The following is a 20,884-nucleotide window of genomic DNA, read 5'->3' as shown; positions in this document are numbered from 1 at the left end:
GTAGCGTCGTCAAGCTTTACTGTGTATTTTATCCATACCTCTCAATCTGGTTGCCTGCGTTTGCGCAAGAGGACGCTACCAATGATACCAGGAATTAGCAAAAGCACCAATACAATTATCAAGAAGTGGAAGGGCTCAGGTATCATAGACTCTTTTTTGTTGGATGACAAGGGGGCAGTTGTTGCCTGTTGCAGATGCGCTTTCTCCGCACCTGTTGGTCCAGAGGTAAGAGTGGCCGTCCAGAGTGCATGTGGCGCAAGCTGTACTTTATCGGATAGCGTTTCATCTGGTGCGGGTAGTGTCACCGTTGCGTTCCTGGGAGGAATGCCTGTTGCATAAAAATGATCATACTGATTGGGATAGGTTGGATTATGGGTGCTCACTATAAGCCCCTTGGTTATACGCTGCACAGCTGCGTGAGATGTGACGGTCAGCGTAAGTGTGTAGTTGCCATCGCTGGTGTAGGTATGGTGGACAGTCATGCCGCTGGCGCTCTGGCCATCGCCAAAGTCCCAGTGATAAGTGGGAGCGCTCTCTTGTTTGAGTGACCGGGCCGTCTGGGCCGAGAAGAGCAGGTTGCCTCCGGTCTGGAGCCTGCTGATATCGCCAATAGTCGTTAAAGGATATCCATTACTGGCTGTCTCTCCCAACATGGATGGTTGCTGGAGCATCCATGTTGTAAGCATGGCCGGGAGAGACAGGGCCAGCGTCAATGCGGCGGATTTCGTCGAGTTGCCCGAAGCAAAGGTGTTCATTAATTGAATCGTATCTGTGGGTTGATCATAAGGATAAGAGCCCGCCGGAGCATTGTATTTGTAATACGTTGAGTTTCCTACAAAGGTGGCGCAAGGAATGCCAGCCTGGGTGAAGGGTACCTGGTCGCTAGAGCCTATCTTATCATCTTCCTGTTTTACATTGTTCATCTGATTGGGCGTAAAGATCGGTTGCAGCACATCATTCTTATTCTTGTCATGATAGCTCAGGGTCTGTACGCCTAGCGTGCGCATTTGTTGAAAAACGGCTGGCACTGCTGTGGCCATCAACGCTCTGAATTGTTTAATTTGAGCGCTTTGCGGACCGGTGACAGGTGAGAGCTCAATATAGAATGGCATCAAGGCATTTTGCAGTTGCCCCAGGTAACGTAGAGGATAAGCAATACCATTTTGTTCTTCATTAAACATGGCCACGATATTTTTGAGATCTCCATTGACTGTTGCATTGACATAGTGATAGGAGCCGTAGAGGCCCTGTTCTTCGGTATCGAACAAGACAAAGCGCAAGGTGCGCTGGGGCGCGACATGCTGTTGCTGCCAGTAAGTCCCCAAGGCTCTCGCAATGCCTAGCTCGATTGCGCAGCCGCTGGCATCATCGTTGGCGGATTGGGTGGAGGTAGCCATACCATCGTAGTGGCAACCAATAATGATGACTTGCTCAGGATGGATGGCGCCGGGCACAGTAACCTCGACATTGGTCGCTGGCGTTGTGCTGGGCCGTGAGCGCCAGCCACGCAGCGGAAAATTATCGTGATAGGTAGCGGCTCCAAAACCCTGAAGGTTGCGCAGTATTTCCTGTGACCAATAGTTCGCGAACTCATCGTGTCCGTTGATGCTAACCGGGAGTTGTTTATCGTAGCCAGATTCACGATGTTGAAAGCTGGTGGCCATGGTATAGAGCTGATTGTAAATATAATCGGGCTCTACCACTGGTATTGCCGCGTTTGTCGATTGCTGCGTCACGGCGCTATGCGCATGTACTGGATTGCTGATTGCTATCAATGTGCTGCCGAGGAAAAGCATTGCACAGATAAACACCCGTTGAACCCGGTCACTCATGCCATCTCTCCTGATTAAATACATTCGAAAATGTGTATCTCTATCATACCACAGAAGCTGTTCATTATTTATGCGCGTTTGCTTCATCTTTCCCATGATTGAGAGGTCTTATGTTTGCTTGAATTCTCACTAGCCTTTTTTGCTTACAGGGGTGAAAAAGGCAAAGATTCCATGATACACTATAGACAGCGAAAGATGGATTGGGGTATATAGATGCAGAAATCTGAGATTCTCATAGAGGAAGGTACTTTTGGCGCAGCACGTCCTGTAATAGTAGCAATGGATGTTCCAGTTGCTATGCTGCTTCCTAAATTGGTAGTAACTTTACAATTACCGTTGTATGACCTGTTTGGGAAGCCTCTTGTCTATACTTTGCGTCATGCCTCCAGTGGTCGTATTCTTGCACCAGAGAAAACCTTGACCGCTTCTGGTATTCTTCCTGGCATGCGTTTGATGCTAGATTCTTCGATCACTGAAGGTATGCCTGTGCCTATTGCTCCAATTTCATCTCAACTGGAGTCGAAACCGCTGCCTGACCCCGCACTGCATACATCTGAGACTCTGGCCGACGATACTCTATTGCCTCCTCTTGGGCGCAAACAGCCAGATGCTGGACCAGAGACAGATAGCAAGAAACCTGGCAAGGTATCCAGGCGTGTATTTCTAGCTGCCTTTGGAACTCTATGCGGAGTGGGTGGCATCGGGGTTGGCTATGCGGCATATCGCGGCTGGTTAAATATAGGGCTTGCCCAAAAGAACACAGCCGCTCACGTTATACCGCATACACCATCCATATCCAAAACCCCCGCCGTTCATAACACAACCCTGAAAGCACGCCTGACCTTTACCAGACATCAGCAAATTGTCCGCACTGTTAGCTGGGCACCAACGGAGAACCTGTTAGCCAGTTGTTCGGATGACACCCATGTTTTTATCTGGGATATGCAGGGCAATGTGCAGCGTGATATTCAGCATCCCGCCGCAGTCAAAGCTCTGGCCTGGTCGCCAGATAGCACACGCCTGGTGACCGGTGCCAACACACAGGTAGCTTTCTGGGATGCCGCTAACGGTAATCGCCTGGCTCGTTCAACCCATCGACATGCGCAGATAGTTAATGGGCTGGCGTGGGCGACCCAGAATGGGATGCGCGTAGTTTCGGTGGGTGACGATAAGCGAGCAGTCGTCTGGGATGGCAATCAGTACAATGCGCTTCTGACCTATCTGGGCCACACTGCTGCCATTGAGGCCGTCTCGTGGAGCGCTGACGGCAAAACGATAGCCACAGCCTCGCAAGGGGGCGTTGTACGTGTCTGGAATGCAACGCTGGGCCAGGATATCCATGGCTATTACTTCGATGTTCCAAAGCCGATGCGCGCACTGGCCTTTGCGCCTGATGGAGTCCAATTGGCTGTTGGTGGAGATGATGGTATTGTGCGCATCTGGCATGCCCTGATATGCGGCAATAACGGGCAAATATGCCGGGACGTTCCGCAGCGCCTGCACCTATCTGAATTCCCCATCCGATCTATTTCCTGGTCTCCTGATGCACGTTTTCTGGCGGTCGGCACCCATGATGGTACACTCACTTTGTTCCAGGTCAACCAGGGGATGAAGCAGATCTTCCAGAAGAAACTGACGAACACTGTTCATAGTATTACCTGGGCGCCTACCAGCAAGCAACTGGCCACAGCAACTGGCAACCAGGTTATATTGTGGGATGTCGTGTGAAATTCTGGTGAATAGCTATTGTAAGGGCCTCAAAATACACGACATCACCACAATTCCAAGAAGTTTAATGCGTAGCGGCTTCGATAAATTGCACCATGGCGCGCATATCTCCAAGCGCGCGTGTAGTGACCACGCTATTGATGTGGGGGACAGCGTTTAAGGCCTCATAGGCGGCGTCGCATTGCTGTTGCAAGAAAGCCTGGCAATAGGCCCGAGTCTGCGTGCGCTCGAAAATTGCCAGCACTTGTTCCACCTGCTCATCGCTGACCGGTGACTCTTGTTGATAAATATCCTGCAGCGTCTGAAGGTCCTGTGGATTAGCCTGTTCCAGGGCATGCAGAATTGGCAAGCTCTTCTTGCGACGATAGACATCGCCGGCCCGCGTTTTTCCCAGCTCTGCTGCCGAAGCCCAGACACCCAATAGATCGTCGCGCACCTGGAACGCTACGCCAATGGCCTGACCAAAGCTGGCCAGGCGTTGGATTGTGCCCGCATCGCGTGTCCCGAGCATCGCCCCCATTTCAGCTGAACAGCGCATCAAGGCCGCGGTCTTGCGGCTGATCATATCGATATACATAGAGGCCGAAATATCCTGGCGCCGCTCAAAGCTAATATCCAGGTATTGTCCTTCTGCAACCTCCAAGATTGTGCGATCCAGCACGGCTCCCAGGCGGGCCGCGATATCACCTTCCACGCCGTTTTCCAGCACGCCCCACAGGGTAAAGCGTGCCAGTCCAAACATGCCATCGCCGGTATTGATAGCCTGAGGAACTCCCCAGATCGTCCACATTGTGGGACGATGGCGGCGCTCAGTATCGCCATCTTCGATATCATCGTGAATGAGCGTAAAATTATGGGTTAGCTCAACTGAGACCGCGGCAGCCAGCGCACGTCGCAAATAGCTATTGTCGGTTACGTCCGCACCATCTGTCAATCCCCAGGCTCCAGCAGCTTCATAAGCCAGTAAGAGCAGGGTTGGCCGCAAGAGCTTGCCTGGATTGCTTCTGGTGGGGTGCAGCCGGGTATCCACCCAGCCCAGATGATAGCGCATTTGCCCATAGTAGGTGTCCAGAGCCGCTACCCTGGACCCCGAGGCGACCTTGTCCAGCGTTGTCCGCAATGCGGTGTCAATCGAATGCTGATGCCGGAGCAACATAGATTGTAGAGTTGTCGATAAGACCATGAATATGATGATACGAGATGGTATAGCGCGTATCCGCTATGCGCCCTCGTCCCCTTTCTCTCCTCAAAATCTGCAATGAGAATTGTATTTACGGATGCAAATAGAAGAACACCGCGGCAGCTATAGTGCCAACGACCACCACTCCACGGGCTATTCCTCTGATGCCTCCAACGCGACTGAGCGGTGAGCACATATCGCAGTAACGATTAATATATTGATAGCGATGTCCGCGTAGCCCCTCGCGTGAGATAATAACATCCTCATCTTTGCTCTGGGTATGCAGGTCGTCACAAATGTAGCGACCACAGCCGCGACAGGTGGATTGGTCCACGTAGTGGGTGGTTTTAGATAGGGACCACTGATCAGGATAAACCTGTGTGCCACAGACATAGCAGACCTGTGTTTGTGACAACTTCATTTGCTTTTCAGCACAGGGAGAATGCTGCTGTTTCGGAAAATGCTCCTGGCAGAAGCACATATGGCAATCAGGACAACGTCCGAGCGCCTCTTCACTACATTCATGACAACGGCGAGCGGCGCTCACACTGCGCTGATACTGTTTGGCCTCACTGCTTTTTGGCATGATTTTCTTCTTCCATGTCGCTATTGTGCGATCACGTGTTGGTCGTGATCGATATCTGTACAATAAGATGCTTAAATGTGCGCTTATAGGTAAGTATAGCATCGAGTGATCTGTGTGATATAACGAATCAGATAGCTAACTCGTTGTCAACCGACCTGAAAGACCTATGGATGTTGTTGGTTGGTCACCAGTAGCTCCCTCATATCTTTATGTATCGTATACAGGCAAGCGTTGAGAGAGTCTTGCCTTTGAATTATATGACAGAGTATGATGATAAAAGTTCTCTTGGCGCAATAAAAGGATGGTTTCACAGATGTCTTTATCAACGGCTGTTACTTTTCCTCCAACACAATGGGCCGACCATAGTATTACATGGGGCCAGCAGACCTATGTGATGGGTATTATCAACGCGACTCCGGACTCTTTTTCCGGTGATGGCTTGCGAACGAGCGATGATTGGATCGAGCGCGCCACCGCTCAGGCCGAACACTTTGTAGCGGAAGGTGCCCTATTTATAGATGTCGGTGGGGAGTCGACACGCCCCAATGCTGCCACCGTGACCATAGAGCAGGAAATCGAGCGCGTGGTACCGGTGATTCAGGCGCTGCGAGCGCACCTGCCCGCGCAAGTTATTATTTCGATCGACACCTACAAAGCTGAAGTGGCATCCAGGGCCCTGGAGGCGGGCGCCAACCTGATCAATGACATCTGGGGACTCAAGCACGATCCTTCCATGGCAGAGGTTGCCCGCTCTTACGGCGTTCCCGTGGTGCTCATGGCCAATATGCGTGGCTATCAAAAGCACGAGATTGTCAGCGACGTAACGCGCTTTTTGTCCGCCGCCATCGATCGGGCCTTAGCAGCTGGTATTCCCTGGGAGCATATCATCATCGATCCCGGCATTGGTTTTGGCACCACCGCCCTGGAAAATCTGACCTTATTGCGACGCCTAGGTGAGTTACGCCTATTAGGCCGACCGCTATTGCTGGGGACATCGCGGAAATCCACGATTGGAAAGGTGTTAGGTGATTTGCCTCCTGAAGAACGCCTGGAAGGAACCGCAGCAACGGTGGCGCTGGGCATTGCGCAAGGAGCCGATATCGTGCGTGTGCATGACGTGCGCGAGATGATGCGGGTCGTGAAAATGAGCGATGCTATTGTGCGCGGCACATTTCAGCAACCGGATGCATAGAACGGAGCATTATAGTGAATTATAAAGAAGCACTAGAATATATTTATAGTTTTACTGATTATGAGCGTAGCGGCAAATATACTAGAGATCGCAATGAAAATATTTTGCGCGAGGTTGAACTATTAAAGCAGCTGGGTAATCCCCATTTGCAATATAGTAATACACTGATTGCAGGCACAAAGGGAAAAGGATCAACGGCGGCTTACATTGAGCGTGTCTTGCGCGAAGCGGGCCTGCGTACCGGCCTCTATACGCAGCCGGACCTGCATACCTTTCGTGAGCGCTCGCAGACCAACGGCCATTTAATTGGTGAGCAAGAACTGGCAGATCTGGTACCCGAGATCCAGGCCGCGGTTGAGAAGGTGCAAGCCAGCCAGCAGTATGGCCCTTTTATTACCTATGAGATTGGCACAGCCCTGGCCTTATTATATTTTGCGCGTCAGCATGTCCAGCATGCCGTGGTTGAAGTTGGCTTGGGAGGACGCCTGGACGCCACCAATGTGACGCAACCTCTAGTCTCGGTAATTACCTCTATCAGCTATGATCATATGAGTGTCCTGGGTGACACTCTGACCAAAATTGCCACTGAGAAAGCAGGCATCATCAAACCCAATGGACTGGTTGTTACTTCCGCGCAGTCTCCCGAAGCGCTGGTGGCGATTACAGCCATCGCCCGCCAGCGTAATGCGCGTATCGTACGAATTGGAGCCACGGGAGAAGATCCAGCCCAGGCTGAGGTAGTGGCTGGCCAGGTTCCGCCGCTTGATTATCGCTATCAAATCCATGAGCAGCGCGAAGATGGGCAACGCTTCTCAATACAGACACCCACCGGTAGTTATACCAACCTGACGACGCCGTTGCTTGGGGCATATCAGGTAGAAAATGCTACAGTGGCAGTCGCGACCCTCGAAGAGTTGCGTAAGCAAGGAATCGAATGGGATGAGCAAGCTCTGCGTACAGGACTGGCTGCCGTTCACTGGCCCGCGCGCATACAGATTGTGGGACGTGAGCCAACCATCGTGGTAGATGGAGCACATAATGCCGATTCTATGCACAAGTTGCTGCGTGCCCTGCGCACCACCTTTGATCCACATCGCCTGCTAATCGTGCTGGGCGTGAATAAAGATAAAGACATCTCGCACATGCTACAAGAGCTGACAGATGTAGATACAATCATCCTGACCCATGCGAATAATCCGCGTGCCATGCGACCCGAGGAATTGCAGGCCTTATTGCAGCAATATGCCCCCGGCGTGTCTGTTCGCCTGGCCGAGACCTGTGAGCAGGCGCTGGACCTGGCCACAGACCTGGCTGATACTGCGGACTTGATCTGCGCAACGGGGTCGCTTTACCTGGCCGGTGAAGCCCTGCGCTGGGCGGCTGATCATGGCGATGCCCAGGCTGCATCCGAGATCGAAGGAGTAGATCACTAATCATTTCGCGCCTTTGCGAACAGGTGCTGGAGCGCCTGAGCTTTGGCAGAATGATTACTTTTTATGCCTGTTCTTCGATGCCAAAGAGGTGGCAGAACAGCTGGGTAGTGAAGACAAAGATTAGCGCCCGGATGACGGCTGGGTCTTTGGCGGCACGCCGCTGTAGATCTTGCACTGCCTCCAGATCAAAGATGCCTCGCCGCTGGATGGCTGCTGGAGCAAGCGTAAGCTCGAACAGCTCATTGTCGTGAGCAATAGATGTAGTCGGGATGGTCAGGGGCAGCACGTTAGGCGTGCTGGATAAGCCAGGCATATAGCGTTGGAGCAGGCTATCCAGCGCGTTTGGGGTCTCGGGATCGTCGCTGAGCAGGGGCGAGATAGAGATCAGGGATGTGATGATATGAGCATTAAGATAGGGTGAGCGGATCGCCATGCGTTCCTGGATGGCAAGTTGATAAAAGGGGTAAACCAGCTCATTTGCCAGCCGCAGGTGCAGGTCTAAATAATAGAGACCCTGACGGCTATCTGGATATTGCTGTGCCCGCCGTTGTAACTTACGAGCATGCAGCGTATCTTCCCAGCCTTCAGTGGTCTGCAGCAACTGTCTGGTGGATGGAGACCATAACTGCTCTACAGCCAGCGCCTGGTGTGGATTTTGTCGCTGGCGATAGCTGGCCAGCAGATTGTCAGCCGAACCGATTGCGAGCTGGCTGGCGCTCAATCCCAGCAGGGTTTGTGCTCCCAGTCCACTGATGGCGACGCGGGCACCTGTTTCAGCCATAATCGTATGCAACAATTGGTGGATGGCCAGGGGACGACTATCGCAGCAAGGTGCTTCCAGGCCCAGTACTGCAGCCTGCCAGTAGGTGGGTTGATCTACCGCGGTAATTGCCAGCAATGGTAGATCATACGTATCAGCAACAGCTTGTACCTCTTTCCATCCTTTCGTCGTCAAAGTTTCGCTGGTGCTCAGAACAGCACTGGCAAAGCCCTGGCCTTTTTGCCGAGCGCTCAAGGCCGCAGCCAGCGATGAAGCGCGACTCCCGCTGAGCAGAGCCACTACCTGTTCGTGTGGGGGTAAATGGTCGTGACTGATCTGATTGAGCAAGGCATCCAGTTGTTCCAGGGCGTCAGTAGAAGAACGGGCCGCCTCAAGCGAGAAATCTCCGGCCGCATTGACAACAGTTTTGGCGTGCTGCCAGCGCAGAATGGAACCGGCAGGCACCACGTGGATATCTTTAAGAGCGGTCCATGGAGCTGGAATCGAGCCATAGTGCCAGAGCGCATCCAGAGCCGCCACGTGCAAACGCCTGGGAACTCCCACTGCAAAGAGGGCTTTTATCTCGCTGGCGAAGAGTAAATTGCCCTCGGCCGGCCAGTTTTCAATATAAAAAAGTGGGTGAACACCTGAGAGTGGACGCCGATAGACAAGAGTACGCCGGTCGGGCACCCAATCCAGCACCGGGGGCTCCTTTGATTGCTGTTGCGCGTAGGCTGTATCAGCAAAGGCGATCAAGCCCGCGCCAGGATAGATAGAGCGGGCTGGCGTACCACCGTGATGTGCCAGTACTTCGCCCATCGCCGTTAGCGTCTGCTCAATTATCTCCTGCGGCACCTGTTCGCCAGTTAACCAGCCTGCGAGTACGGCCATAGCGATAGCCTTTCTTGTTGTGCGCTTGTTTCACTATGTTTTCCGAGGCCGAAATATCCTCAGCGAGTATTGGTCAATGGAATATCTGAGCGGCGTATCCATTTTTTATTGAAAAATACATAGGTATCGTCGCGATCATAGTATTCATTGGTCAAATCGCACTCGGTCCATTCACCATGTGTGCCCTCAGCAGCCAGCTTTTGAACTACCGCGTTAACCACATCTGGACCCTCGGTACGATCTACATTGGGAAATTGCTCGTCATCTATATCGCCTTCAAATTCAACTGCCTGCTTGTTTGCGGTCCCGCGCAAAATATAGTACACGTACATAGTTGTCCCTCTCTTCTCTCATCGTTTGATGCACTGATAGTTTTATCCCTCGATATGGTTTGTGGATGTAGCTCGTTTGCATACTCGCCTACCAGAATAGAACCTATCTGGATCATCATATCATGATCTCTGGCTACTGTTAAGTCAGCATCGTTGTCTCCTTTTTTTGACTTCTCATCAATGTGAGATGTAGTACTATTGTTGTCCGTTATCACCATGTTCCGCCCGGCAAATATTGAGTATGATATTAATATTTTTTAATGTAGATTGCTGCATTTCGCTGTAATCTTGATAGCATATACGCGTTTTGTATGTTATAATAATAGAGCTTTACATCGATTTAAAGCTAGGAGTGAAGCGGCTTCAGGCTTAATAGTTGAGGTTATCACATGCCTCTAATTACGAATGTTGAAAGTAAAGCAAATGTCATATAGAGTAGTATATTTAGACACGTTGGAAATAGTGAATACGACGTTTATTCAGTAGTATCTTCACTATGTTCATGGTCGCCAAATTGTATTACATGCTCTGAAAAAGTGTCTGAACGCCATACGCTTCGTGCCTTCAAGCTGAGGCGAGGAGGAGGAGAGCATGTCCCCGACATGCTCGTCAGCACCTATGACGGTTCGCACCTGCGGCGCTCAAAAAGAGGTTAGTTTTATTTAGTGGTGAAATTGCGCGTTGCGCAATTTCACCACTAAATAAAAAAGATGCGGATGCCCGCATGGGGGCGCGTTGCTTCCTATCACCGTAGGGAAGCAGAAACATTCTTATGTCAAACATTATGCTATAGGGGAGTTGTTAATGATTATTGTCCTGCTTATGCTGTTGGCTATTGCTCTTACGCTAGTAGTTGCAGGATTATTCCTTTCACCGCGATCCAGTGCCGTCGAACAGCAACGCGAGGCCTCCTCATATGCTTCCCGGGAAGCAGCGCGGGCACGGATGAATCGTCGCGGTACGAGCGGCCAGGCTTATGGAAGAGCGGCCAGCATGCGCAAGGTGCAGAAACCAGCGCGGACACAGCGTGTAACACGTTTACAGCAACCACGCGTGCAAATGAATTATGGGGCCTATGAAATAGTTGAGCCTGTTGCTCCAGTGGCAGGTGGATGGACCCAGATTTTAGCTTTATTCAATGTAAAACAATTAATCCAGCCCCGGCGAGGTGAAGCAACTCCCTGGTTAGGCATCTGCTTAATTCTGATTGCGCTCTTCGGTGCTGGTATGATTGCATTGCAGCCGCTCTTGTTCGCACCTTCCAGTACCGTCCCATCCTTCTGGACCGTAATCACGTCTGACCTCCCGGCACCAGCAGCCCCCAAAACTGTTTCGAAGCCCGCCAACAATCCCTCTCAGCCGTTGTTTGTGGGTGTGGTGGGGGCATCCAAGGCGCTGGTACGGCTCAACCAGATGTCGGTCGACCAGTATCAGTCGCAAAGCGAGTTTGATCGTTGGGCAGCGTCTGCCTGTTCAGCCGCATCCATGACCGAAGTGATCAATGCTTACAGTGGCAATCATTTTCGCGTCACTGATATCTTAAAAGTTGAATCCAATCTCCACCAGATCACGCCAGAGCAAGGGTTATTACAGTCCAGTGGTATTGATATCACTGTTGACAGGTTCGGCTTCAATGCTGTCCATTTGAATAATCCCTCCCTGGATGAAGTGGTAAAGATCGCCAACCAGGGGCGTCCCGTGATTGTCAGTTTTCCGCCTTCGCGCGTACCTGGTGGTCACATTCTGGTCTTGCGTGGTGGTCAGGGCGACCAGGTCTATCTGGCAGATTCCTCGATCCTCAACCAGACGACAATGTCGCGGACAAAGTTCTTATCTCTCTGGGATGGTTTCGCTGTAGTAGTGACCCCCAAGAAATAGTAGTAGCTCGCACCGTAGGTGCGATAAGCCACCAGCCTGGGGGGCGTGTGCACCCGCCCGAAAGCGGGGGCTCAGTTTCCCCATGATCATGGGAATCACGTTATGCACCAGCCGGGGGGTGCTGACGCCCCCAATCTCTTTTTTTATATTGATGCGAAACGCGCGCACAGCGCGCGTTTCGCATCAATATAAAAACCTCTTTTGAGCTCCGCAGGAGCGTAGTGTGAGGCAGAGAGACCACGATAGACGTGGGCGTCTGACACCCTGTAAAAAAACCTATGACTTATTCCTCGCTGCCGGCAGGCACTGCGACCTCCTCTTTAGGTGCGGGTGGAATATGTAGTTTCATGCGGCGGAAGGATTCGGCATAGCGCATCTCCAACCCTTTTTTCTCTTTTGCCTCTTTAGCAACCGAGGCGGCACGCTCGCGCATGCGCTCAGCCATGCGTTGGTTATCCTCGGGATTAAACTGAGACGCGTGGCACATCAGGCCCTGACCCTTTTTATCGATGCTCTCGGTGACATCCACATAGGTGTTTGTCTGAGTGGTACCGAAGAAATATACTTCATGTACACGATAGGGCTGCAGTCCTTCCGCCAGCAGCTCACGGAACGAGCGAGGATTGCCCGCGAAAGGAAAAATGGAATCTACCACGATATTACCAGTCGCCCGGTGATCGGGATGGTTGAGATAGCCGGTCGCATCTGGTTTCTCGTCTGGATCTGGAGCCATGATATGAGATGTTGGATCATGGGTAAAGATGACGCGGGGGCGATATTTTCGAATCAACCTGACCACATTGTGGCGCGCATCTTCTGTATTGACCAGATGTCCATCGCGATTGCGCAGGAACTCGACCGCCTTAATGCCATAGACCTCGGCGGCGGCTCGCTGCTCCTGCTCGCGCAGCAGCATCAACTCTTCATCGCTCTGGCTAGGAATTTCGCTACCTTCTGTGCCATCGGTCATGACGACCCAGACAATCTTTTTCCCCTGGCTGGCCCAGAGAGCACAGGTAGCTGCCGTACCAAAATCATTATCGTCCGGATGTGCCCCAATTACCATAGCCTCGTAATCAGGCTCAGTCAACATTTCGACTGCGCCCTGAGCAGTTCGATCTCCCATTGTATAAACAAACCTTTCATTGCATTTAAAAAGAGGATAAAGGATCAACCATCAGGCGCTGGCGTTCATCATTAATGAGAACACGCTCAAAGGTGCTGATCACCTCGTCACATGTAATAACACGCCCGAGTAGAGTATCTAATCCCACAGCCCGGTCAAGTAGACCTTTTTGTAGGAGTTTCTGTTCTGTTGGTGTGTGGCCCAATAAATATGCTAGCAGCTGGCTATCCCATTGCAAGAGTACACCTGCCTGAAGCAGGCTGCCGGCTCTTCTGCGAATCATATCAAAGCCAACGACTTTGCGTTGACCAACCACGACCTCATAGGGAGAGAGAGAGCCATAGCAGGCACGATTCATCAACATCTCATATTCCCGTGTCTCTGACTGTCTGCGCAGCGCACGCTGGGCATGGGCCTCGGCTGGCGTAACCATGCGCGTGTGAGCCCCCAGTTGGGCCAGTGTGGCTACCCAGGATTCGCCGAACCAGCGATAAGACTCTACCAGATCGGGTAAATGGAGAGGATGATCGGCTGGTAACACCACATCTAAGCTGAGCAATGTTGGCCCGACCAGCACCGCGGTCCCCCCGGCGCGCCGGTGATAGACAGGAAATGATCCAGCTGCCCTGGCAGCTGGATTAAGAATGCTTTCCTTCTGGGAAAACCCGAGTACCAATCCGGCGGGCTGGGCCAGAGACCAATAGATTGTGGCAGGATCACCAGATTGGACATTGCTCAAAAGTTGCTCACTATGCTCAATGTGTTGTTGCTGGTCAGCAATCGTTAGCGGATAGATGAGCCAGTTACTCATAGGCGCTTTTGTACTTTTCTCTTTTGATTTTAGAATTTTGCTTATTATTTTATCACGCTGGTGCTTTGGTGTCACATAAAGCAGTGCGCTAAAAATCTCGCTCTTGTAACGCTTGCCGCTTGAGTGCATGCTTTTCCATGCGCTCGAATAACTGTTGCTGCATACTTTTGAGGCCATTCATTTTTTGCTCAATCAGGGTCAGTTGCTCACGGATAATCTCATCGGATCGATCCAGGTGGACCAATTTTTGCTGTATATCTGCGCCCTGGCGAAAGGCTGTTCTCTCCTGCTCGCGTTCATCTTCGGCCTGTAAAAACTTGCGAATTTCCCCGAGCGAAAGACCCATCAGCTCGCGTAGTGACTTGATGTAAATTATACGTTGTAAATCTTCTTCAGTATAGCGCCGATAATTACCTTCAGTACGCTCAGCCTGAGGCAGTAACCCCATCTCTTCATAGTAGCGCAACGTACGTTTCGTCAACTGGGCACGAGTTGCTACCTGCTCAATTGAATAGTAATTCTGCGTTGTTGTGTTTTGATCTTCCTCGTCATCATCGGAATGTGTCATATGTGTCGACTCTCTTTTATGTTGCTGTCAGGAATTGATTAGGAATGCTTTGAGTTTTATTGCTTATATTCCCTCGCCCATCTTGAAATATCATCAAGTCATGACCTGGAAAAGCATCGGCATAACCTTAACAATACTGCTAACTGGTAACAGTTTATTATCTCATCTCATTAACGTTCACGTCAATGTTAAGGAAGAGTTTTATGTCAGGAAACAAATCTAAAATTATTAGATGTATGGTAAAATGATGAGTGTAGAAATGTCCTGACCCTCGCTGGATGTAGCGTGGTGGTGGAAAGTGAACTGGGAGGTTGGAATATGCGCAGGACAAACATACTTCTAAAGGTGTTGCATAGCGCAGTCGGAAATAGTCAAACCAGAGCCGTTGTTGTTTTTTGATGCAAGGATAATTGATATGCATGATACATTATCTTCTCTGGTTGAGAGAGCTATTACCGGGCATCATCGCCCGCTTGAGTTTTATTTGCGTGAGCATAGCCGTCTCCCTGGCCCCCGGGCCAATCTTGAATTGGCCAATGACTTCGCCTATTTATTGGCCTCGGCCAGCACGAAGCATCCTGATAACGTTCTGTCCCTCATATACGCATTTTCCAATAGCAATCGGATGCTGATTGCTGATGATACGCCGTCCGAGTTCGTTATACTTTGTGGCGTGGTGGCGGCTGGCGCCTGCGCAGCTGTGCGCAGTGAGTGGCGCGAGCAAGTGGTTGACATGCTCAGCCATTATGCCTGTAGCCCTTCCTGGCGTGTCAGAGAGGCCGTAGCGACAGCCTTTCAACATCTTTTAAGCGCCGACGCCCAGACAATCATGCCGTATCTCTCTCAACTGGCAATCAGTGATAGTTTTTTGCAGCAGCGGGCCGCGGTCGCTGCCATTGCCGAGCCACGACTGCTCTATGTTCCCGAGCTGATCGAAGGCGCCTTACAGTTGCAGCGCACAGTATTAGAGCACATCTCACATGTGCCTGCTACAGAGCGCAAATGTGAAGATTTTCGCATTTTACGACGCACGCTGGGTTATACTCTGAGCGTTGTCGCTGCCGCGCTGCCCGCAAAAGGCTTTGCGTTTATGCGTGAGTGCGCCTTATGGAATGATACCGATGTTAACTGGATCTTACGTGAAAATCTCAAAAAGAAGCGCCTGGCCAAATATCCCCAGGAAATTGCCGTGGTGACTGACCTTCTCATGTAAAGGTCCCTGTTAGCCTGTACATGAGAAGAGATAGCTTTCCACTGCTAGCTGCGCGTTAAGTGGCAGGGATTGCGAGATCAGAGCGTCTATGATATCATGACACGCTGATGGGCAACAGAAGGAAATCCCAAAAAGTGTGGTTGAGTTCCTTTACTCTCTTATTCCCTCTCGAATGATTGAGGTATGCACCTCTATGTTGCGCACATAAATATTGCGTATTGTCTGCAATTCAGCTGCGTTTTTATCAGAGTACGGCCCCGCCTATACGCACTGAAGGCGTCATGGTTGGAAGAAAATTAGGATACATGTCAGATCTTTTCTATGCAATGACTATGCCAGGACTAGAAACACTGGCTTTTAGCGAGATTCGCGCCACTATACCTGAGTCCACACTTGTAAAATTTATGCGTGGTATCGCGCTCTTTCGGACCTCGGCATTACCTGAAAATCTGCTAGACTTACATACTACCGAGGATGTTTTTGCCGCCCTTGCTCATATTAAGGGCTTGCGACGTGGACCCGATGCATTGCGTGTTTTGCATAGCGCAACCTTAAATGCTGATCTCAGCAGCGCCGTGGCGAGCTGGCGCCGTGGGCATCACGGGGCGCGTCCTAGTACATGGCGTGTCGTGAGCCAGATGGTCGGTTCCTACGATTTTCGTCGTGTTGACGCGGGCCAGGCGGTAACCGATGCGTTGCGTAAAAGCATGCCCCGTAGTATGCGCCTGGTTGAAGATGATGCTGACCTAGAGATCTGGCTCTGGTTAGGTGGAGGTGACGTTCTGATTGGTGTGCGGCTCAGTGATGCTACAATGCGCCATCGACCATACAAGCGCGAGCACCTTCCTGCTTCCCTACGACCCACCGTTGCCGCCTCTATGAGCTGGCTATCTCAGCCTACCGACGACGATATCGTCCTGGACCCCCTCTGTGGGGCTGGTACGATTCTGATCGAGCGCGCGTTGTTGGGTCCGGTAAAGCAAGCGCTGGGTGGCGACATACGCGATCAGGCGGTTAATCTGGCGCGGCGCAACGCCCGGGCAGCCGACGTTGACATTAGCTGGAAACGCTGGGATGCGCGCACGCTTCCCCTCGAAGCCTCCAGTGTGACACGTATCATTACCAATCTACCCTTTGGTAAGCAAATTGGCACACGTGAAGATAACGAAGCGTTGTATACTGCATTGATACGTGAGTTTGACCGCGTGCTGGCCCCTGGTGGTTTAATGGTTTCGCTAACCAGTGAGGACCGCTTATGGGATCGCATCATCCAGGAGCATGGATGGAGAACCCAGAAAAAAGTTGTCTTTGTGGTGCTTGGTCAACCAGCCAGTATTTTTGTGTCGGAGCGGGCATAATCTTCGTATGCAAGATAGAGCCGGATGTTTCCAGCGTTCTCTTTGAGAATGTTGCTGCATAGCTCTTGTATAAAGAACAATAGTAAAGAATGAAGAGAGGAGATTACTCCCTTGGCTAATGCAACTACTACCGATTTTCGTAATGGCATGGTTATTCGTTACAACAACGATCTCTGGACGATTACTGAATTCCATCATGTCAGTCCAGGTAACTGGCGTGCTTTTGTACGCACACGCTTAAAAAATCTCAAAAATGGTCGCGTGATCGAGCAGCGTTTCCGGGCCGGTGAAGAGGTTGATGAGGTACGTGTTGAACATCAAAACTGGCAATTCCTGTATATTGATGGCGACGATTATGTCTTTATGAACACTGAGACCTTTGATCAGCAGCCTATCCCAAAAGAGATGCTGGGCGATGCTATCAGATTTCTGAAAGAACAAGATGAAGTTGAGATGCTGGTGGACGGAGAGAACATCATTGCCGTGCAGTTGCCAAACTTCCTGGAACTGACCGTCGAGAGCGCTGAGCCAGGTGTACGCGGTGACACGGCTAACAACGTCACCAAACCCGCCACTCTGGAGAGCGGCGCAGTGGTCAACGTTCCCCTGTTCGTTAATCCTGGTGACCGCATCCGTATTGATACCCGCACCGGTCAATACGTTGAGCGTGTCAAGTAAGAATTGCTCCTGTTAAATATCTATACAACGTCATGTGTAACTTTTTCATTATCTGTTTGTGTAGTGAAATTGCCGGGCGGGTGTACCTGCCCGGCAATTTCACTACACAAACAGAAGCGAGCGCCGCAGGCGCGAGGCGTGATCGAAGGACATTTATGCATGATGCTATAGAGATGCATATATTCAATAAAAGAGAGCCAGCTGACTGCTGGCCCTCTTTTATTGAAGCATTATCTTCAGGGTTTGTGTACGATCAATCCTCGCACATAGGCAAAGATGCCCGGAAAAAATAAAATCAACACCATGAGAACCACAAAGCCTAGCACGGTAGGAATGATTTCCAGCGTTATCTGTCCTCGGCGCTCTTGAGGCGTTCGCGCAATGCGGATTACAATGAACAGCGCGAAGAGAATAATAACTACGATCCACAGCATAATGACGGTAAGTGGATTTGCAAGAAAAGACATAGATAAAAAAAACATCTTTCTATTCTTGTTGCCTGTCTTCATCATCTTGTGGCCGAGAAGGAACAGGTATAGGACGCTATTTATAGCGTATGGAAGAGCAGAGCCCATAGATGTGGCCCGAAGATGAAGAGGGCAATAATGATTGATAGAATGGCGTTCACTAATACGGCACCTGCCGCCACATCCTTAGCGACCTTCGCCAGGGGATGGTAATTGGGTGAAGCCAGATCGACGCAGAGCTCTATAGCGGTGTTCATCATCTCAGCAATAAAGACTCCGCTAATGGCGATAAAGACCAGGGCAAATTCAACGGCAGAAATATGGAGAAACACGCCCAGCAGAATTGCCAGGATCGCCATCGCCAGATGCACGCGCACATTGCGCTGTGTGCGAATAGCATACCAGAGTCCTTGAAAAGCAAAGCCAAAACCTGCCAGAAACTTGCTAAACTCATTCCTTGAGGTATGCTTATGTAATGGTGCTCTGGGTGCTTGCTTTGGCTGTTTCATGAGCGGTATGCCTTTTGCCCCAATTTTTGCAGCACTGCCTGTTGAATAGCCACCATTGCCTGGTAACCAGCTTCTGTATGATCGTCATAGCCAATCAAGTGTAGTACACCGTGGGAGAACAGGTAAATGAACTCGGTGGTCTCTTCGTGACCGGCCTCTTGTGCTTGGCGTTGCATGGTAGGCCAGGAGATCACAATATCGCCGAGGTTAGTTACCATACCAGGGGGCGTCACAAAGGTTGGGGTAGAGGATGGTTCCTTAGCACCTTCAGCCTCTTGTGGTGCCCATAATTGCTCGGCTGGCGCCTGGACGATGGGTTGTTCTAACAGTGGAAACGACAGCACATCGGTTGCTTTATCCTGTTCGCGATACTGCCTGTTCATTTCCTGAATGCCAGCATCATCTGAAATCAGCAAGGTGAGCATGACTGGCTGTGTGATGGCGGCGGCTTGCAATGTATAGCTGACGACACTATCCAGATCAATCGCGGCGATAACCTGTTCTACCTGTGCGTTTTGTGCTTCATCGCTGAGATTAAAATATAACTCGATGGCCGGATGTTCATGCATGAAAAAATCCTCAAAAATAGGGAATTGCTCGTATTTGAGGGTATTGAAGATACTCTATTGAGTAAAAAGAGAAGCTTGAAAGCTTACCAGAGATAAGTCTTATGAGAGACACAGCCGAGAAGCAATGGCATTCTCAGCATGTCTCTCAAACAAAAACTTACTGCATTATTGTATCCGTAAGGCTGTATCGCTCATACTAACTTCTGCGAGCGGCTTTACGTTGTCGTGCAGCTTCTTTTCTTTTGCGTTTTATGCTCGGTTTTTCATAATGCTCGCGGCGGCGTGCCTCAGCCAGGATGCCATCCTGCTGAATTTTACGGTTGAAGCGCTTCAGCGCCGTCTCAAACATCTCGTTACTACCGATTTTGACTTCAGTCACCAGATCCCCCCTCTCATGGCCTGGTTTAAAGTAGGGATGAATTGCATCTGAATTCCCATAACTACTTTGTAGACCTGCGCAAAAATTATAGTGTAGGCACTCCATTGTGTCAAGATGTTGCCGACTCCAGGTCGCGATCTTTTTTGCCTGCCTGGCAGTTATCAACCCCTACCTTATGAAATTTCTCAGCCTGCCTGCTCATTTCGTCTGGCGCGTAGCTTTTTTACCAAAGGCAATGACAAAAACAATAAAGCCGAGTGCCAGGATACTAAACAGGGTAATAATGCGATCGAGTAAAATTGCCGCGGCCGTCTGGTTGACCAGGTCTGCCCCTTTGTAGAACAGGGCGATCATTGCCGCCATTCCCCCTTCGACCAGGCCCACACCTCCTCCTGTGGCCGGAACAACCGTCAGGAGAGCTTCTCCTAGTCCGATAAATGCCGAGGCAGTCAGAATATGAGTGAGATCGCCATCGATCAGATGCAATGCCAGGGCGATGAAGAAGAAGCGCAGGGCCTCGCAGCTCCATACACCCATGGTAAGCATAGCCAGCCGAGGTAAGCGTCGGAATGACCCGAGCGTCCCCTCTTGAAAATGATAATATTGCTCACGAAAGCGCCCTGGAACCAGTTTAGCGATAGGCTCACGGACATGGCGCAAGATGAATAACCCGATGACACCAACGACCACCGCTGCCAGAAGAATCTTCATACCCAGGGCAAGCTGGGGCGGCATATTCTGGTGCAGGCTAATCAGGATAGCAGGAATAAACAACAGGAGCAGGACAATCAAGTCCAGGAGCCGCTCTGCCAGTACGGTACCGAAACTGCGGGTTGTTGAGACGTTGATTTCCTGGCGTAGCAGGTATGCGCGGTAGAGGTCCCCTAATTTAGCTGGCACAACTACATTGGCAAAGAACGAGATATAGACGATCTCCACCAATTTTTTTAAGCGCGGTAAATGAATGCCATTTTCAGGCTTAAAGCCGACATTCTCAAGCAGAAATTTCCAGCGCCATGCTCGCAAGCCAAAGGAGAGATAATAAATGCTGAAAGCACACAGGAAGAAGAAGAAATTGGCATGCTTCATAGCTGCCCAGGTTTTCTGAGGGTTGATATTTGCTTTGAGGGCAACAATGACCAGAGCAACGATAACAAATGCCAGTGGGACCAGCGTTCGCCAGTTCAAGAGGCGTTTGCCTAGCGCGAGTTGATCGCGGCTAACCTCATCCGTATTCTGGCTGCCCTCAGTCTCGCTGGTGGACTGTTTAAGGTGAGATGCATCTTCCACTGAACTTCCATGCGTTGACTGCGTTGTATGTTCCCCATCTATGGCAACCTGGCTTATGTGCCGGGCCTCATCATTATCACGAGCCAAGACATCCTCCACATTAT

At 50.8% G+C, this 20,884-nt stretch carries 20 protein-coding genes; 7 read left to right on the top strand and 13 right to left on the bottom strand.

Going from position 1 to position 20,884, the window contains the following annotated elements; translation table 11 throughout:
* Positions 1-41: 41 nt before the first annotated feature.
* Positions 42-1,832: a M28 family peptidase gene (locus tag JMI88_RS11195; RefSeq protein ID WP_201361911.1), complete on the bottom strand. Its 1,791-nt coding sequence runs from the start codon at positions 1,830-1,832 to the stop codon at positions 42-44.
* A gap of 213 nt (positions 1,833-2,045) precedes the next feature.
* Between JMI88_RS11195 and JMI88_RS11190 the strand changes: the two genes are divergently transcribed.
* On the top strand, positions 2,046-3,560 hold the full coding sequence (locus tag JMI88_RS11190; protein ID WP_201361910.1) for a WD40 domain-containing protein: 1,515 nt from the start codon (positions 2,046-2,048) through the stop codon (positions 3,558-3,560).
* 64 nt (positions 3,561-3,624) lie between these two features.
* On the opposite strand, the gene JMI88_RS11185 is transcribed toward JMI88_RS11190, so the two are convergent.
* Together JMI88_RS11185 and JMI88_RS11180 are read right to left on the bottom strand one after the other, a co-directional pair.
* Complete coding sequence (locus JMI88_RS11185; protein ID WP_201361909.1) at positions 3,625-4,743, bottom strand: polyprenyl synthetase family protein; 1,119 nt, start codon at positions 4,741-4,743, stop codon at positions 3,625-3,627.
* Between the two features lie 88 nt (positions 4,744-4,831).
* On the bottom strand, positions 4,832-5,326 hold the full coding sequence (locus JMI88_RS11180) for a hypothetical protein (protein ID WP_201361908.1): 495 nt from the start codon (positions 5,324-5,326) through the stop codon (positions 4,832-4,834).
* A gap of 313 nt (positions 5,327-5,639) precedes the next feature.
* On the opposite strand from JMI88_RS11180, the gene folP reads away from it, so the two are divergent.
* Positions 5,640-6,518, top strand: a complete 879-nt coding sequence (gene folP / locus JMI88_RS11175) for a dihydropteroate synthase (RefSeq protein ID WP_201361907.1) — start codon at positions 5,640-5,642, stop codon at positions 6,516-6,518.
* Between the two features lie 14 nt (positions 6,519-6,532).
* Positions 6,533-7,951: a bifunctional folylpolyglutamate synthase/dihydrofolate synthase gene (locus JMI88_RS11170; protein ID WP_201361906.1), complete on the top strand. Its 1,419-nt coding sequence runs from the start codon at positions 6,533-6,535 to the stop codon at positions 7,949-7,951.
* A 61-nt stretch (positions 7,952-8,012) separates the two neighbouring features.
* Here the strand turns inward: JMI88_RS11170 and JMI88_RS11165 are convergent, their stop codons facing one another.
* Positions 8,013-9,602, bottom strand: coding sequence for an asparagine synthase-related protein (locus JMI88_RS11165; RefSeq protein ID WP_201361905.1), 1,590 nt, complete (start codon positions 9,600-9,602; stop codon positions 8,013-8,015).
* A gap of 59 nt (positions 9,603-9,661) precedes the next feature.
* Positions 9,662-9,934 carry a hypothetical protein gene (locus JMI88_RS11160; RefSeq protein WP_201361904.1) on the bottom strand — a complete coding sequence of 91 codons (273 nt, stop codon included), beginning with the start codon at positions 9,932-9,934 and terminating at the stop codon, positions 9,662-9,664.
* Positions 9,935-10,738: 804 nt separating this feature from the next.
* Between JMI88_RS11160 and JMI88_RS11155 the strand changes: the two genes are divergently transcribed.
* Entirely contained in the window at positions 10,739-11,812 is a 1,074-nt protein-coding gene (locus JMI88_RS11155; protein ID WP_201361903.1) for a C39 family peptidase, read from the top strand.
* A 283-nt stretch (positions 11,813-12,095) separates the two neighbouring features.
* Here the strand turns inward: JMI88_RS11155 and JMI88_RS11150 are convergent, their stop codons facing one another.
* From JMI88_RS11150 to JMI88_RS11140, 3 genes are all read right to left on the bottom strand, one after another.
* On the bottom strand, positions 12,096-12,938 hold the full coding sequence (locus JMI88_RS11150) for a PIG-L deacetylase family protein (protein ID WP_201361902.1): 843 nt from the start codon (positions 12,936-12,938) through the stop codon (positions 12,096-12,098).
* A 25-nt stretch (positions 12,939-12,963) separates the two neighbouring features.
* Positions 12,964-13,749, bottom strand: a complete 786-nt coding sequence (locus tag JMI88_RS11145; RefSeq protein ID WP_201361901.1) for a lipoyl protein ligase domain-containing protein — start codon at positions 13,747-13,749, stop codon at positions 12,964-12,966.
* 88 nt (positions 13,750-13,837) lie between these two features.
* Positions 13,838-14,317, bottom strand: coding sequence for a MerR family transcriptional regulator (locus tag JMI88_RS11140; RefSeq protein WP_201361900.1), 480 nt, complete (start codon positions 14,315-14,317; stop codon positions 13,838-13,840).
* 415 nt (positions 14,318-14,732) lie between these two features.
* On the opposite strand from JMI88_RS11140, the gene JMI88_RS11135 reads away from it, so the two are divergent.
* The 3 genes from JMI88_RS11135 to efp all read left to right on the top strand — a co-directional run bounded on the left by JMI88_RS11135 (position 14,733) and on the right by efp (position 17,566).
* Complete coding sequence (locus JMI88_RS11135; RefSeq protein ID WP_201361899.1) at positions 14,733-15,530, top strand: hypothetical protein; 798 nt, start codon at positions 14,733-14,735, stop codon at positions 15,528-15,530.
* A 305-nt stretch (positions 15,531-15,835) separates the two neighbouring features.
* Positions 15,836-16,888 carry a THUMP domain-containing class I SAM-dependent methyltransferase gene (locus JMI88_RS11130; RefSeq protein ID WP_201361898.1) on the top strand — a complete coding sequence of 351 codons (1,053 nt, stop codon included), beginning with the start codon at positions 15,836-15,838 and terminating at the stop codon, positions 16,886-16,888.
* 111 nt (positions 16,889-16,999) lie between these two features.
* A complete protein-coding gene (gene efp / locus JMI88_RS11125; RefSeq protein WP_201361897.1) occupies positions 17,000-17,566 on the top strand; it encodes an elongation factor P in 567 nt (188 codons plus the stop codon).
* A gap of 236 nt (positions 17,567-17,802) precedes the next feature.
* On the opposite strand, the gene JMI88_RS11120 is transcribed toward efp, so the two are convergent.
* The 5 genes from JMI88_RS11120 to JMI88_RS11100 all read right to left on the bottom strand — a co-directional run bounded on the left by JMI88_RS11120 (position 17,803) and on the right by JMI88_RS11100 (position 20,867).
* A complete protein-coding gene (locus JMI88_RS11120) occupies positions 17,803-18,033 on the bottom strand; it encodes a hypothetical protein (RefSeq protein WP_201361896.1) in 231 nt (76 codons plus the stop codon).
* Positions 18,034-18,113: 80 nt separating this feature from the next.
* Entirely contained in the window at positions 18,114-18,542 is a 429-nt protein-coding gene (locus JMI88_RS11115) for a diacylglycerol kinase family protein (protein WP_201361895.1), read from the bottom strand.
* Complete coding sequence (ybeY, locus tag JMI88_RS11110) at positions 18,539-19,111, bottom strand: rRNA maturation RNase YbeY (protein ID WP_201361894.1); 573 nt, start codon at positions 19,109-19,111, stop codon at positions 18,539-18,541. The genes JMI88_RS11115 and ybeY overlap by 4 nt, the downstream gene beginning before the upstream one ends.
* A 196-nt stretch (positions 19,112-19,307) precedes the next feature.
* Positions 19,308-19,490: a 30S ribosomal protein S21 gene (rpsU, locus tag JMI88_RS11105; RefSeq protein ID WP_201361893.1), complete on the bottom strand. Its 183-nt coding sequence runs from the start codon at positions 19,488-19,490 to the stop codon at positions 19,308-19,310.
* Positions 19,491-19,688: 198 nt separating this feature from the next.
* Complete coding sequence (locus JMI88_RS11100) at positions 19,689-20,867, bottom strand: lysylphosphatidylglycerol synthase transmembrane domain-containing protein (protein ID WP_201361892.1); 1,179 nt, start codon at positions 20,865-20,867, stop codon at positions 19,689-19,691.
* Positions 20,868-20,884: the final 17 nt, after the last annotated feature.

This window comes from Dictyobacter formicarum (genome assembly GCF_016587435.1).
This window is presented reverse-complemented; position numbering and strand designations above follow the sequence as displayed.